This window comes from Mesorhizobium sp. BR-1-1-10 (genome assembly GCF_020165595.1).
Classification (GTDB): domain Bacteria; phylum Pseudomonadota; class Alphaproteobacteria; order Rhizobiales; family Rhizobiaceae; genus Mesorhizobium; species Mesorhizobium australicum.
In genome coordinates, this window is record NZ_JAIUIL010000009.1 from 223,081 (window position 1) to 236,241 (window position 13,161).

The following is a 13,161-nucleotide window of genomic DNA, read 5'->3' on the forward strand; positions in this document are numbered from 1 at the left end:
GATGATCACGAACTCGGCATCTGCCGGTCACGCACCCGAGCTTGGCAAAGAAGCTCCTGTTGAGCGGTCGCTGCAGGAACCCGTTTCCACAAAGTCTTATGTAAATACCTTCTTCGCCGGAGTTTTATTTGCTAACTACATGATAGCGCGCGCTTCGAGATCCAGCGCATGGCGCGTCAGAGGGGTAACACGTGCCAAGCAGTTTGTGGCAGATCACTTCGATTCTATCGACTTCGGGATGTTAGGCAGATTTGCTAGATTTTGGTCGGTTGGTCGTAATGTCGATTTGAAGGCATCATTGGGTGGTCTTCGTATGACCCTAGTCCACAGTGCCCCTCCACCTGACTCGACCCCGATCTCGATGGACACGATTTCTGCAATACTCCTGCCTGGCGTCTTCTGGGAAGGAAACAAAGCAAAATGGATTTGGAAAACAAAATCGAAAAGAAATATTTATATAGGTGTATTGTTATACGATCTGATTCCTATTGTCGTTCGACAATTTTCGGAATCCGGGGCTGCTCAAAATTTTGCTAAATGTCTTCATTACCTGTTGTGGTCATGTGATCACTTTTTCTGTATCTCTTCCAGCACCGCCTTAGATCTCCGACGCTATGCTGAGACATGCGGCTACCCTTCAATCTCGGAGAGTAAGACGCAAATTTGCAAACTGGGGCCTGCGCGGTTTGTCCTCGACGCCGGTGCGTTAGCGGAACATCCCCGCATTCCCGGTATAGATGCCATCACTCCAGGAAAATTCGTACTCTTTGTAAGCACTATTGAGTCGCGAAAAAACCACGAGTTCGCATACCTTTTGTGGCGGCGCCTTGCCTTGAAGCATGGCACCAATCTGTTTCCCTTGGTTTTTGCCGGTAAACAAGGCTGGGACACAGAGAGTCTCCTGAAGAGAATCTCTCACGATCCTGTTATCGGGGGGCACCACATCATACACTTCGGTAGCGTCAGCGACAATCAGCTGCGCTGGCTGTACACCAATTGCGCCTTTACAATATTTCCGTCTCACTACGAGGGCTTCGGCATGACGGTGGCCGAAAGTCTGGCATTTGGAAAACCTTGCGTAGCGTCGACAGGATCGTCTATAGAAGAAGCCGGCCAGGGACTTGCCGACCACGTGGATACACTTGATGGCTTGGAATGGATCAGGAAGATTGAAGAATATATGTTTGACGATGATTGTTTGCAGAATCGATCAAGGTTTATTATAGAGAATTACAGGCCTTATAGTTGGGACAATTTTACCGCTCCAATCATACAGCATATGCTTGGGGGAATGCAGTCTGCCGCTGACAGGCGAATAGACTAGACTGGAAATTACAGAAGTTTCGAAATGACTTATGACGTTTGCTACATCGGAATCTATCCCATCAGCAAGCCGTATCACGGTGGGCAGAGGAGGGTCAGAGCACTTGTTGATGCGCTAATCGACAGTGGGATCCGGGTCGATTACATACCGATCTTTTCGGGGGTTTCTTATCCCGAGTATGATGAGAAGGAGAGGGAATTTGCTTTTGGTAGGGACCTTCATACGGCGCTTTTTTCAGACGGAAGAAAGCTCGATCTTCATGCATACTCGATTTTTGACGCAGAGCCCTCGTACAAGAACAGTCTTTTGGCTAGGATCAATCGATGCTCACCTAAGGTAATAATCTTCGAACAGCCGTGGCATTCGGCCTTGCTATCCGATCTTCGCGAAAGCGGCTTGGAAGACGTGAAGATCGTTTACTCGAGCCAGAACGTCGAGTCGCAACTTATGCCGTCTCTGCATGATCGAAAGGCGGCGGAGAAGCTGGAAAGAGATTTGGTGGAAGCGGCGGATTTGGTACTGGCCTGCACAAGACGCGACGCCGACATCTACGTTAAATGGGGAGCCCGGAAGGTTTGTGTATTTGGCAACGGTCACATTCGTCGCCACGCGTCCGAGAGTCTATTGCGCTCTTGGCGGCATGAACTCCGGTATCAGAAGATTGCGATCTTTACCGGCAGCGCGCACCCCCCTAACGCGGAAGGTTTTTTTCGGATGTTTCTTCCCGCCCCTGGATGTATACCGCCAGAAGCTAAGCTCGTTGTCGTTGGCGGGGTTTGTGACCTTATCACGTCTTCACCACTATACTCTACGAATCGCGCCATATTTGCTGAGACAACGCTGCTAATTGGGCGCCAAGAGGAAGATGCACTAAACGCGCTATTTGGATTGGCCGAGGTTGTCGTGCTGCCGGTAACCTCCGGCGGTGGGTCTAACCTGAAAACAGCTGAAGCCCTCCTTTCTTTGAAGCCAGTTGTCGGCACCTCCAAGAGCTTTTCTGGTTTTGAAGATTATGCAACTCTTCCAGGGGTTAATATATCTGATGACCCAGCCGAGTTTAAACAGCACATCAGAGATATACTATTATTTGGAGCGAATAGCGAAAGAGATTTTAATGATGTTCGCAATTTGACTTGGGACACTATTCTCCGTGCCTATCCGTCTACTATAAAGAGCCTCGTGTCTGGCTAGAGGCCGACTACATCAAGCTGCGGACATGGTCCTTGCCCAGCGCCAATATCATTGTCACCCTAGTCGGCGACGTCTCTAGCCTTGACCTCTTGTCTCGCTCCACTCCTAGGCCGGGCTGGCCAGCCACTGGGGGAGGCGCCAGGGGCTCGCGTAGCTGATGCCGGTTGGGTAGTCATACAGAGCACAGAACGCGCGAGAGCGGCGAGTGCGACAACACATTGCAAGATCACGACGAGACGTCCGTTACCCACCAGCCTGGAGGTTGTCCGCCAATCGCACGATCGCGAAATGCGGGGCGAAGACTACATGAAATTGGCTGTCTGCATCAAGCTTGCGCGCTATGGGCAATAACTGATCCTTGTCGTCATCATCGAACGGCCAAACATAAGCGCCAAGCATCATATTTGCGTAGGAAAGCACTACGGCGTCAGCCTTTCTCGATTTTAGAAGACTGCGCACATTACTCTCAAAGTCAGGGGAAATTGCGCCTTGCTGGAACGCCGCCATCTCGGGCGGCCAGTCGCCAACGGCCCATTCAAGGTTTTTGTCTCCGCCAATGTTGTACGTTTTGATGTTCAGATCAGCCGCGACGTAGTTGATTAGAAAGTCGTTGCGGTACGGAAGGAATGCCACCTTCTCGCCGTCGGCAAAGTATGGGTCCCATGACGCGACCTCGTCGCTTACGTCCTGGACCAGATCATGGAACCGCTTTGCCTCGCTAAATTGGTGAGGGTTCGGAATGTTGAACATAAAAAGGAAGGCGACCAGCGCAGCTTTCGCATCCGTTGAGAGTTTGCCACTTGCCATCATGACGACGAAGACGGCCCAGCACCCGAATATGGCAACGACGGCCCATCGATAGCTTGCCCTCATGTTGTTGAAACCCGGCAAGTATTTTGAGATCACAGCACTGCCGGTTGGAAACCATCCGTATTCGGCCGGCATGATCGTCGGCCCATTAGGAGGGCGATATGTGAAGAATTTCACCGTAGGCCCGAGCGCCATATAAAATCCAAATAGAGCTATTAACCCAAAGGCCACCAGCCAGAATCGGTTGCCTTTGACTGTCACTAAGCCATATGCAGCCACGCCGGCTATCGCCGTGCAGAAGGTGCCCTGGTAGACTGTGTAGTCTCCGAAATAATCGTCTTGAGCCCGCTCGACACTCAAGTTCAGCAGGTCCGGGAGGGCCAGCACCATCTTTGTCGGGATGAAGAAGAACTCAACGTTGGCGGCCCAACCCCGGAAAAAATCGAGCTCGACCGGGGCGAGCGTTGGAGTTCCTTCGTACAGAGCGTAAAGTCCATAGGCGACCCCGAAGGCTGTAGTAATTGTTGCCGCTCGGTAGATCAGGTCAACCCTGGCGCTTCGCCTTCTTTTCACGCATTCGCAGACACAGATAATGGCCGTTCCAGTTGCGAACATCATGAACGTGTACCCGTCCATGAAAGCAGCCACGATCGTTATAACTACCAGCCAGGCAGAGCTCCAAAGGGAGAGCCTTTCAGAGAAAACAACCCTCATGCAGGACCAAAAATACAACGGCAGCAGGGCCATCCCGAGGGCCAAGGCGCAGAATAAATGATGCTGCGTGATCATCGGGAAGCTGCACCAAATTAATGCCGCAAAGAGTGACGCTAGGACGCCCGCTTCCAGATAGCGGGCGAGGAAATATGCCCCCGCGAAAGCGACGCTCAGCCAGCCAGCAAAAAGAACGGCATAAGCGTTGACGAGAGACACGCCAGCCCCAAGAAGCACCGCCGCCGGAAGCGCCGCCGAGAGACCAAACGATAGTGGCGCCGGACTTGGGAGCCCGAAATTGTACGAATACACAGACGTTGAATTCACGAATGCCTTCGAGAACCCCAGTAGCCAGAAAACCTGTCCTGTGGTGGGGCTTAGATAGCCGGGAATAGCGCCATTGACGATCAGTACGAGCGACAACAAAAAAGCTGCCGCCACAAGGGCCTTAATATTGACCGACATAGAGCCCTCCAGGCTACCGGCGCTCTTAGCCGACTTGGTCCGGCGAGGCCAGTGTCTATTTATGTTTCTTATGTTTCGCACCTCATGACCAGGAAGGCGTGCTGCGTGTTGCGTTTTAGGAAGGCTTAAACGGCGAAATCCTGGACTGGCGCGCAAGGCTACGCGGTAATTGAGTGCCCGCCGGCGAAAAAGAGAAGATCGCCCAGGACAGTGATCGCTCGCCCGATTACCACTGCCAGCAAAATGACCGGGCTCGAGCTGAGCCCTCCAAGCAAAAAGAGCAGTACCGCCTCCCTGACGCCGAGCCCGGCCGGCGCACCCGGAGTTAGAAGCCCCAAAAGCCAGGCCAAGATATATGCTCCAGCGATTGCCGGGTAGAGTGCGAATTCGCGAGCTCCACCTGCAAGGTCGAAGACTGCGACGAAGACTAGGCCCGAAAGCCCGAGAAACCCGAAATAGCAGATAGCGGCGTGGCAAAAAACGGCGCCGCCGAGACGGCCAATCAGCGAAAACGCGATAGCTACTGTCGCGACGAACGAAATCCAGCCGAACCAACTCGGCAAGCCGGCCAGAACAAGCGGCAGCACTAGTGGTGAAAAGAGAAGTCCGCAGACAATGAGGGCCGCCAGTTCATAGGCGGTCGACTTGACGAGCGGTCCGTTGCCGATGCCGGCCGCCACGCCGATCACCTGCCGTCCTGCGAATTGAAAGATATTGCCGGGAACATATTTGGCGAGTTGCGAAATGGCATAGGTGCGGATCGCCCAGGGCCGCGAGACGGGAGCACCAAGGTGGTGCAGAAGATGTCGCCAGCCGAGAGCAAGCAGCAGGTTCGACACTCCATAGACGCCGGCCAAGGCTATAATGGCGGTGTAGCTGGCTGCTCCCATGCGGCGAAAATCGATCTCGCCGGTGTACCCCTGGAGTCTGATCCCTACGAAAACAACACCGGCCAACCCCAGGAAGGCTCCAATGCGATTGAGCCAGGTCTTGGCACGAGGGCCAAGCGCCACGATCAATGCCTTTTCTTCGGCTTGCAGTGCATCATGGTCCATGGCAGCGGAGACAGAACCTCGACCACATCGAAAAACTCTGAAGCCAGCGCGACGATGCCGCGCTGCGACCAGTGCTGCAGATGGCCGGGCGTGTTGCCCAAGGCCGAGATGTATTTCCCGCGCGCCAAGTTCAGGACACGCCAGATCGGCTCCCGGGGTACACTGAGGATCAGGTCCGACCTGACGATACGCTCCAGCGCTTGCAATGCCTTCCGCGGCTCCTCGAGATGCTCCATTACTTCGCAACATACGATGAGATCGGCGCTGTCTGGTTCAGGGGCCACCTCATAAATACTGCGGACAGCGAAACGCCGGTGGTCAACATCCTTTCCGCGCGCGTTCTCCTTTGCCATTCTGATGACTTGGGCAGAGAAATCGGTGCCTCGCGCGTCGATACCCTGCTCCAGCCAGCGCATGACCCAATAGCCTTCTCCGCATCCGACTTCGTGAATAGTAGCGGGCCTCACCTTAGTCACCAAGCTGGACAATGCCGCTTCGAAACCTTGCACCATCCGGCGGGCGATCGGGTTGCGCGTGCCATATTTGTCATAGGTGTTGCCTATGACGATACCGTCTTCCGCCTGCCCGCCAGCTACCTTCATCTTCCTATCCTGCTTTCCTGCTGAAGCGGGCTTCTGCGTAGTTGCCATTCTCTCCCTGCGTGGAACGCTGCGTATAACGAATGTCTTCGAGAAGCTTGCGGTTGGCGGCGATCACGTCGGCCAGAAAGGCGACGAGAAGGGACTGGAAACCCATCGTCATCAGCACGCCCGCCAGGACCACCGACTGAATATGGCCGCTAACCCCTTCGGTCAAATAGAAATAAAGGAAGCGCAGGCCGAGCAAAAAACCAAGGCTGAAGAGGATAGCCGCGATCCAGCCGAAAAACCGAGCCGGCTGGTAAATGACGAAGATACGTATGATCGTGAAGATGGAGCGCTTCAGATAGGAAGGAATGCTCTTCACCAACCTTGACGGCCGCAAATCACCATTGACTCGGATCGGAACCGAGACCACGCGCATGTTCTTGCGCCCGGCCTGGATGATGGTTTCCAGCGTATAGGTATAGTTGTTGAACACGATCAGGCGCTGGGCCGCGTTTTTCGAGATCGCGCGAAAGCCGCTCGGGGCATCCCGCACATCAGTGCCGCTGGTCACCCGCACGACCCAGCTGCCCAACTTCTGCAGAAGCTTCTTCACCGGGGAGAAGTGCTCTATCTCCGATATCGGCCGCGCGCCCACGACCATATCCGCACGCCCCTCCAGCACCGGCCTGGTGATCGCCGGAATGTCGGCGGCGCGATACTGGTTGTCCGCATCGGTGTTGACAATCACGTCGGCGCCGCGCGCGAGGCAAGCTTCGATGCCGGTCATGAAGGCATAGGCGAGACCGCGGTTGCTGGTATGACGCACAATGTGGTTTACGCCGTTTTCCTCGGCGACCCTCACCGTCTCGTCGCTGCTGCCGTCATCGATGACCAGCCATTCGACGCTGTCAAACCCGGTGACGGTCCGCGGCAGATCACTCAGCGCTGTCGCAAGCGTCTCGGCTTCGTTATAGCAAGGAATCTGGATAATCAGCTTTGGCAGCGGCGTACTCTCGAATTGGATCCTGACACTCCGTGCGTCTACCACCATCGGGCTGAGGCGCAAATGATTTTCCTCGGGAAAACCGTATTTCCCATTTCGAACCACGGAACCTGCGAAATGTATATTAGCGTTGCTTCATAATGATCTGCCGCATGATCATCCCTCGCAGCGTTGTCCTGCTATCGCCGCAAAAATGTCCGGCATTCTTTGCCTAATTCGCTTCCGGAGAGACGATTGAAAATAGGGATCGACGGCAGGAATCTCGGATCAGCCACCGATGGAATTGGCAGGTTCGTGCACAATTCGGTCAAAGCGCTGGTGGCGCTCGGCGCCGATGTGTTTGTCTATGCGCCGAGCAAGATCAATGCGAGTTATGATATTCCGCCTGGCGTTTCCGTCCAGGTCGCCAACTTCAATGGTCCCTACGCGAGGGTGTTCTGGGGACAGGCAGTCCTGCCCTCCTGGGCCTTGCGCGATCGGGTGGATGTCTTGTGGGGGCCGTCCCATCGCCTGCCCTTCATCCTGGACAGGCGCATCGGAAGGGTGGTCACGATTCATGACCTCGTCTGGCTGTACGCCGCACAGACCATGCGGACCCGGACCTGGCTGGGCGACCGCTTGATGATGAAGCCCGCGCTGAAAACCGCTGATGTCGTGGTCGCGGATTCGACAGCAACGGCCGCCGCCTTGACCGCCGAGTTTCCCTGGCTGAAATCGCCGATCAAGACGGTCGCACCCGGCACGACCGCGTTGCCGGCTCCGAGCGATTTTTCGAGTTTGGCGCCCCTCGGCATCACCAAGCCCTACGCGCTTTTCGTCGGCACGCTCGAGCCGCGAAAGAACCTCGGCAACCTGGTTAAGGCCTATGGCCTCCTGCCGCAGAGCGCCCGGTCGCGCTGTGACCTGGTTATCGTCGGCGGCACGGGCTGGAAGCAGACGAGCCTGGCCGGCGACGTGCGCGACAGCGCACTTGAGGCGAATATCAAGTTTACCGGCTTCGTCGATGACGCGACGCTCGCCACGCTCTATGCGAATTGCCTCTTTCTGGCGATGCCATCGCTTTACGAGGGGTTTGGCTTTCCGATCGTCGAGGCACAGTCTTTCGGCAAACCGGTGCTGACGTCGAACACCTCGTCAATGCCTGAAGTGGCGGGAAGCAATGCCGTGCTCGTCGACCCGGAAGATCCTGCGGCAATCGCCGCTGCATTCCACCGCCTCTGTACCGATGTGGAATTCCGGAACGGGATCGCTGCGGATGCGAAGAAAAATGCCGGGCGCTTCACCTGGGAGAACCACGCCAAGGGCATGCTGCAAATTTTTGAGCAGGCCATCGAGCAAAGACGGAAGACCCGCGTTTGAAAGTCCTGCACTTCTTCAAGACCTACTGGCCGGATACGTTTGGCGGCGTGGAGCGGACGATCCATGCCATCGCGCAAAGCACGGCGCGCCACGGCATCGAAACCGAAGTGCTTTCGTTGAGCCGAAGCCCTGGCGAGAACACACGGGCTTTCGATGGGCATATGGCCCGCAAGGCCAAACTGGATTTCGAGCTGGCATCGACCGGTTTTTCACGCGAGGTCTTTCGGGAATTCAGAGCGCTCGCCAGAAATGCCGACCTGATACATTACCATTTTCCATGGCCGTTCATGGACATCGTGCATTTTCACGCCCGTCACGGCAAACCGACGGTCGTCACTTACCATTCCGATATCGTCAAACAGAAACTTATCCTGCCACTTTATCGACCGCTGATGCTGCGCTTCCTGAAGGACGTGGACGCTGTCGTTGCGACGTCTCCGGACTATTTGAAATCGAGCCCCGTTCTCAGAGCCTTGGAGGGCAAATCAACCATCATTCCCATCGGCATAGATGAAATGGCTTATCCCACGCCGACCGAAGCCGACAACAGCTGGTGCCAAGCGGCTGTGGCGGAGCCTTTCGTGCTATTCGTCGGCGTCTTGCGCTATTACAAGGGGCTGGACGTGCTGATTGAGGCAGCCGACAGGATCAGGTGCAAGATCGTTATTGCCGGGTCGGGGCCTATCGAGGAGAGCCTCAAGCTTCAGGCCAAGACGTTGCGCCGCAACAATGTGATGTTTCTTGGCGAGGTCATGGAGCAGCATAAGATGGCGCTCCTGCGCAACTGCCTCGGCTTCGTTTTTCCGTCTAACCAGAGGTCGGAAGCCTACGGGCTTTCACTGGTGGAGGCTGCCATGTGCGGCAAACCGATGATTTCGTGCGAAATTGGAACGGGAACAAGTTATGTGAACAAAGCCGGCGAGACGGGGCTAGTCGTTCCGCCTTCAAATCCAGCACGCCTGGCCGAAGCCATCAACCAGATCGTCGATTCGCCCGTCGAAGCAGCGAATTGGGGGCAAGCTGCCCGTGATCGCTACATCAGGCTCTTTACAGCCGACAGGATGGGAAAGGCTTATGCCGATCTCTACCGCCAGCTCGATAGTGGCCGCCGCTGAAGCGGCTTTGCGCCGCGACAACCCTCCACCGGCCGCTGCTTGGTCATGCAGTTAGGGACCGTTGGAGCCCCCGCTTACGAGACGATGGACCACTTCTCGGGCCGACTTCTGCCAGTCCGGCGCCGTCCATCCGAATGCCGCGCCAAATTTCGCGCTCGATAGCCGCGAGTTGACAGGGCGGCGCGCCTTGGTTGGGTAGTCCATCGTCGTGATATCCCGTACCCGCGCCCAGGGACCACCAAACTTCAGGCTTGTGTCGAGGATATGACCGGCGAAGCCGCTCCAGTTGGTCTCGCCACTGCCGGCCAGATGACAGATGCCGAACCCGGCGAAGTCCTTGTTGCGGTGCAGCATGGTGGCCGCATGCAGGATCGCGTCGGCGACATCAAGCGCGGATGTGGGATTTCCCCATTGATCTGATACCACCGAAATCTCATCGCGGTCGGCGGCGAGCCGCAGCATGGTTTTCACGAAATTCTTGCCAAACGGACTGTAGACCCAGGCGGTGCGCAGGATCAGGTGGCGCGGATTGGCTGATGCCACCGCCTGCTCGCCGGCTAGCTTGGAGGCGCCGTAGACACCGAGCGGCGCCGTCGGGTCGGTTTCGATATAGGCATCGGCCTTGGTTCCATCGAAGACATAGTCGGTCGAAAGATAGATGACCGGCACGCCCAGCCTCGCCGCGGCCTCCGCCACCTTGCCGGCACCGGTCGCGTTAACCGCAAAGGCCAGATCGGGCTCGTCCTCGGCCTGGTCGACGGCGGTGTAGGCGGCAGCGGATACGACGATATCAGGCTTGGCACCCGCGATGGCGTCGATGATGGTGTCGGGCCATGCCAGGTCAAGCTCCGGGCGACCGATGGCGACGACCTCCACGCCCGCGCGCGCCTGGCCGGCCGCGAGCAGGCTTGCCGCGACCTGGCCGTCGCGTCCGGTGACAAGCAGCCTCACGCGCCCACCTTGCGGGCTTCGCCCAGTCTTTCGCCGGCATAGCGCTGTTCGCGGATCGGCCCCCACCACCATTCGTTGTCGAGGAACCAGTCCACGGTCCTGGCAAGGCCGCTGTCGAAATTCTCCCTGGGTGTCCAGCCGAGCTCGCGGCTTATCTTGGTGGCGTCGATGGCGTAGCGGCGGTCGTGGCCGGGACGGTCGGTGACGAAGGAGATCAGCTCGCGATAGCGCCTGCCGCCGGCGCGCGGACGCCTGGTGTCGAGCAGGTCGCAGATCGTCTCGACGACGGCAAGGTTGGTGCGTTCCGAATTGCCGCCGACATTGTAGCTCTCGCCCGGTTGCCCTTTCGTGGCGACGAGTTCCAGGGCGCGCGCGTGATCCTCGACGAACAGCCAGTCGCGCACATTGGCGCCGGCGCCATAGACCGGCAGCGGCTTTTCGTCGAGCGCGTTGAGGATGACGAGGGGGATCAGCTTCTCGGGAAAATGATAGGGGCCGTAATTGTTCGAACAGTTGGAAAGCACGACCGGCAGGCCGTAGGTCTCGTGCCAGGCGCGCACCAGATGGTCCGAGGCCGCCTTCGACGCGGAATAGGGCGAGGACGGCGCGTAGGGCGTCTCCTCGACGAACATGCCGCCGTCGAAAGGCAGGTCGCCGAACACCTCGTCGGTGGAGACGTGATGGAAGCGGAAGCGGCTTTTCCTGTCGTCGGACAGGCCACGCCAGTATTCCAGCGCGGCGTTGAGGATCTTGTAGGTGCCGACGATGTTGGTCTCGATGAAGGCGCCCGGTCCGTCGATCGAGCGGTCGACATGGCTCTCGGCGGCCAGGTTCATGACGATGTCGATGTCGTGCCGGCGCAGAAGGTCGAGCACCGCCCTCTCGTCACAGATGTCGGCCTGGGCGAAGCTGTAATTATGGGCGTTCTCGATCGGCCGCAGCGAGGCCAGGTTGCCCGCATAGGTCAGCTTGTCGAGATTGGTCACCCGGTAGGCCGGGTTGGCGCACAAATGCCGGCACACCGCCGAGCCGATGAAGCCGGCACCGCCCGTCACCAGAAAATTCATACCGCAGTCCTCACGCAAACACCCATCAGGCGAATACCTCGGCGACGGCGAGCAGCGGCGCCTTGAGGTCCTTGTCCGAAAGCTGGAAGCCGCCGGCCAGCGACGGCCACTCGATATCGATGGCAGGATCGTCGAAACGGATCGACCGGTCGTGCTCGGGCGAATAGGTGTCGGTCACCTTGTACAGCACCTCGGTGTCGGGCACGAGCGTGACGAAGCCGTGCGCGAAGCCCCTGGGCACCAGGATCTGGTTGCCTTTTTGCGCCGACACTTCGAGGGGGACCCATTTTCCGAAGGTCTTCGAGGCGCGGCGGATGTCGACGGCGACATCGAGAATGCTGCCGCGGATCACCCGCAGCAGCTTGTCCTGGGCACGCGGCGCTAGCTGGTAATGGAGCCCGCGCAGCACGCCCGCGGCGGCGGAATAGGAGTGGTTGTCCTGCACGAAAACCAGGTCGATGCCGGCCTGCGAAAAACGCTCGGCATTGTAGGTTTCCATGAAGAAACCGCGCGCGTCCCCATGGCGTTTGGGAATGATTTCCAGCAGACCTTCGATGCCAAGGGATCTCACCTCGAGCATTTAGCCCTCCGACAGCTCGACGACACGTCGGCGTAGATAGGCGGCGTATTCGTTCCTTCCCAGGCGAGTTGCACGCTGCAACACCTCGTCAGCGCTCAGCCACCCTTGTTCGAAGGCGATTTCCTCCGGACAGGCAACCTTGATGCCTTGGCGGCGTTCGATTGTGCGCACGAACGAAGAAGCGTCATCCAGGCTGTCATGGGTGCCTGTGTCGAGCCAGGCATAACCGCGTCCCAGCCGATGCACCTGCAACTGGCCACGCTCGAGATAGGCATTGTTGACCGCCGTGATTTCGAGCTCGCCTCTCGCCGAGGGCCGGATCGTCGAGGCGATTTCAACAACATCGTTGTCGTAGAAATAGAGACCCGTGACGGCCCAGTTGGACTTCGGCTTTTGTGGCTTTTCCTCGATCGTCAGCGCGGTTCCGGTCGCCTTGTCGAAAGACACCACGCCATAGCGCTCGGGATCCTCGACATGATAGGCGAACACCGAAGCGCCGCTTTCACGCGATGCCGCCGTGCGGCAAAGCTTCGACAACCCATCGCCAAAATAAATGTTGTCGCCCAGGATCATCGATACGCTATCCGCACCAATGAAATCACGGCCGATGATGAAGGCTTCCGCCAGACCATTGGGATGCGGCTGCTCGGCATAGGTCAGCTCAAGCCCAAATTCCGATCCGTTGCCTAGCAGATCGCGGAAAACCGGCAGATCCCGTGGCGTGGAAATGACCAAAATCTCGCGGATTCCGGCGAGCATCAAAACGCTCAGCGGATAATAGATCATGGGCTTGTCGTATATTGGGAGTATTTGCTTAGAGACTGCCAAGGTCAACGGATAAAGACGCGTTCCGCTGCCTCCAGCAAGGATGATTCCTTTCAAGAAGCTCTCCTTGCCATGCCTAAGTCCCTCCCCTCAGGGCCTGTGCTTAGGTTTCATGCAT

General features: G+C 57.4%; 12 protein-coding genes. 4 read left to right on the forward strand and 8 right to left on the reverse strand.

Going from position 1 to position 13,161, the window contains the following annotated elements; genetic code table 11:
• Nucleotide 1: 1 nt before the first annotated feature.
• A complete protein-coding gene (locus LB555_RS21050; protein ID WP_224683652.1) occupies nt 2-1,324 on the forward strand; it encodes a glycosyltransferase in 1,323 nt (440 codons plus the stop codon).
• 24 nt (nt 1,325-1,348) lie between these two features.
• Nucleotides 1,349-2,515 carry a glycosyltransferase gene (locus LB555_RS21055; protein WP_224683653.1) on the forward strand — a complete coding sequence of 389 codons (1,167 nt, stop codon included), beginning with the start codon at nt 1,349-1,351 and terminating at the stop codon, nt 2,513-2,515.
• 243 nt (nt 2,516-2,758) lie between these two features.
• Here the strand turns inward: LB555_RS21055 and LB555_RS21060 are convergent, their stop codons facing one another.
• The 4 genes from LB555_RS21060 to LB555_RS21075 form a co-directional block, all read right to left on the reverse strand.
• A complete protein-coding gene (locus LB555_RS21060) occupies nt 2,759-4,501 on the reverse strand; it encodes a hypothetical protein (protein ID WP_224683654.1) in 1,743 nt (580 codons plus the stop codon).
• Nucleotides 4,502-4,659: 158 nt separating this feature from the next.
• Complete coding sequence (locus tag LB555_RS21065; protein WP_224683655.1) at nt 4,660-5,556, reverse strand: hypothetical protein; 897 nt, start codon at nt 5,554-5,556, stop codon at nt 4,660-4,662.
• Nucleotides 5,517-6,158: a class I SAM-dependent methyltransferase gene (locus tag LB555_RS21070; protein WP_224683656.1), complete on the reverse strand. Its 642-nt coding sequence runs from the start codon at nt 6,156-6,158 to the stop codon at nt 5,517-5,519. The genes LB555_RS21065 and LB555_RS21070 overlap by 40 nt, the downstream gene beginning before the upstream one ends.
• 4 nt (nt 6,159-6,162) lie before the next feature.
• Entirely contained in the window at nt 6,163-7,209 is a 1,047-nt protein-coding gene (locus tag LB555_RS21075; RefSeq protein ID WP_224683657.1) for a glycosyltransferase family 2 protein, read from the reverse strand.
• 171 nt (nt 7,210-7,380) lie between these two features.
• On the opposite strand from LB555_RS21075, the gene LB555_RS21080 reads away from it, so the two are divergent.
• Both LB555_RS21080 and LB555_RS21085 read left to right on the forward strand, forming a co-directional pair.
• Nucleotides 7,381-8,505 carry a glycosyltransferase family 4 protein gene (locus tag LB555_RS21080; RefSeq protein WP_224683658.1) on the forward strand — a complete coding sequence of 375 codons (1,125 nt, stop codon included), beginning with the start codon at nt 7,381-7,383 and terminating at the stop codon, nt 8,503-8,505.
• Nucleotides 8,502-9,620: a glycosyltransferase gene (locus LB555_RS21085; protein WP_224683659.1), complete on the forward strand. Its 1,119-nt coding sequence runs from the start codon at nt 8,502-8,504 to the stop codon at nt 9,618-9,620. Before LB555_RS21080 ends, LB555_RS21085 begins: the two co-directional genes overlap by 4 nt.
• Before the next feature lie 51 nt (nt 9,621-9,671).
• On the opposite strand, the gene rfbD is transcribed toward LB555_RS21085, so the two are convergent.
• Genes rfbD through rfbA form a run of 4 tightly spaced genes read right to left on the reverse strand, consistent with a single transcriptional unit; the run spans nt 9,672 to nt 13,100 of the window.
• Complete coding sequence (rfbD, locus tag LB555_RS21090; protein ID WP_224683660.1) at nt 9,672-10,571, reverse strand: dTDP-4-dehydrorhamnose reductase; 900 nt, start codon at nt 10,569-10,571, stop codon at nt 9,672-9,674.
• Nucleotides 10,568-11,638, reverse strand: a complete 1,071-nt coding sequence (gene rfbB, locus LB555_RS21095) for a dTDP-glucose 4,6-dehydratase (RefSeq protein ID WP_140726552.1) — start codon at nt 11,636-11,638, stop codon at nt 10,568-10,570. Before rfbB ends, rfbD begins: the two co-directional genes overlap by 4 nt.
• Nucleotides 11,639-11,663: 25 nt before the next feature.
• Entirely contained in the window at nt 11,664-12,218 is a 555-nt protein-coding gene (rfbC, locus tag LB555_RS21100) for a dTDP-4-dehydrorhamnose 3,5-epimerase (RefSeq protein ID WP_015318724.1), read from the reverse strand.
• Nucleotides 12,219-13,100 carry a glucose-1-phosphate thymidylyltransferase RfbA gene (gene rfbA / locus LB555_RS21105; protein ID WP_141907199.1) on the reverse strand — a complete coding sequence of 294 codons (882 nt, stop codon included), beginning with the start codon at nt 13,098-13,100 and terminating at the stop codon, nt 12,219-12,221. It lies immediately after the preceding gene.
• Nucleotides 13,101-13,161: the final 61 nt, after the last annotated feature.

Bases quoted from the DNA above. Each gene is read 5' to 3' on its own strand.
- LB555_RS21060 (WP_224683654.1), bottom strand. From the start codon at position 4,501: ATGTCGGTCAATATTAAGGCCCTTGTGGCGGCAGCTTTTTTGTTGTCG.
- LB555_RS21055 (WP_224683653.1), top strand. From the start codon at position 1,349: ATGACTTATGACGTTTGCTACATCGGAATCTATCCCATCAGCAAGCCG.
- rfbB (WP_140726552.1), bottom strand. From the start codon at position 11,638: ATGAATTTTCTGGTGACGGGCGGTGCCGGCTTCATCGGCTCGGCGGTG.
- LB555_RS21070 (WP_224683656.1), bottom strand. From the start codon at position 6,158: ATGAAGGTAGCTGGCGGGCAGGCGGAAGACGGTATCGTCATAGGCAAC.
- rfbC (WP_015318724.1), bottom strand. From the start codon at position 12,218: ATGCTCGAGGTGAGATCCCTTGGCATCGAAGGTCTGCTGGAAATCATT.
- LB555_RS21050 (WP_224683652.1), top strand. From the start codon at position 2: ATGATCACGAACTCGGCATCTGCCGGTCACGCACCCGAGCTTGGCAAA.
- LB555_RS21065 (WP_224683655.1), bottom strand. From the start codon at position 5,556: ATGGACCATGATGCACTGCAAGCCGAAGAAAAGGCATTGATCGTGGCG.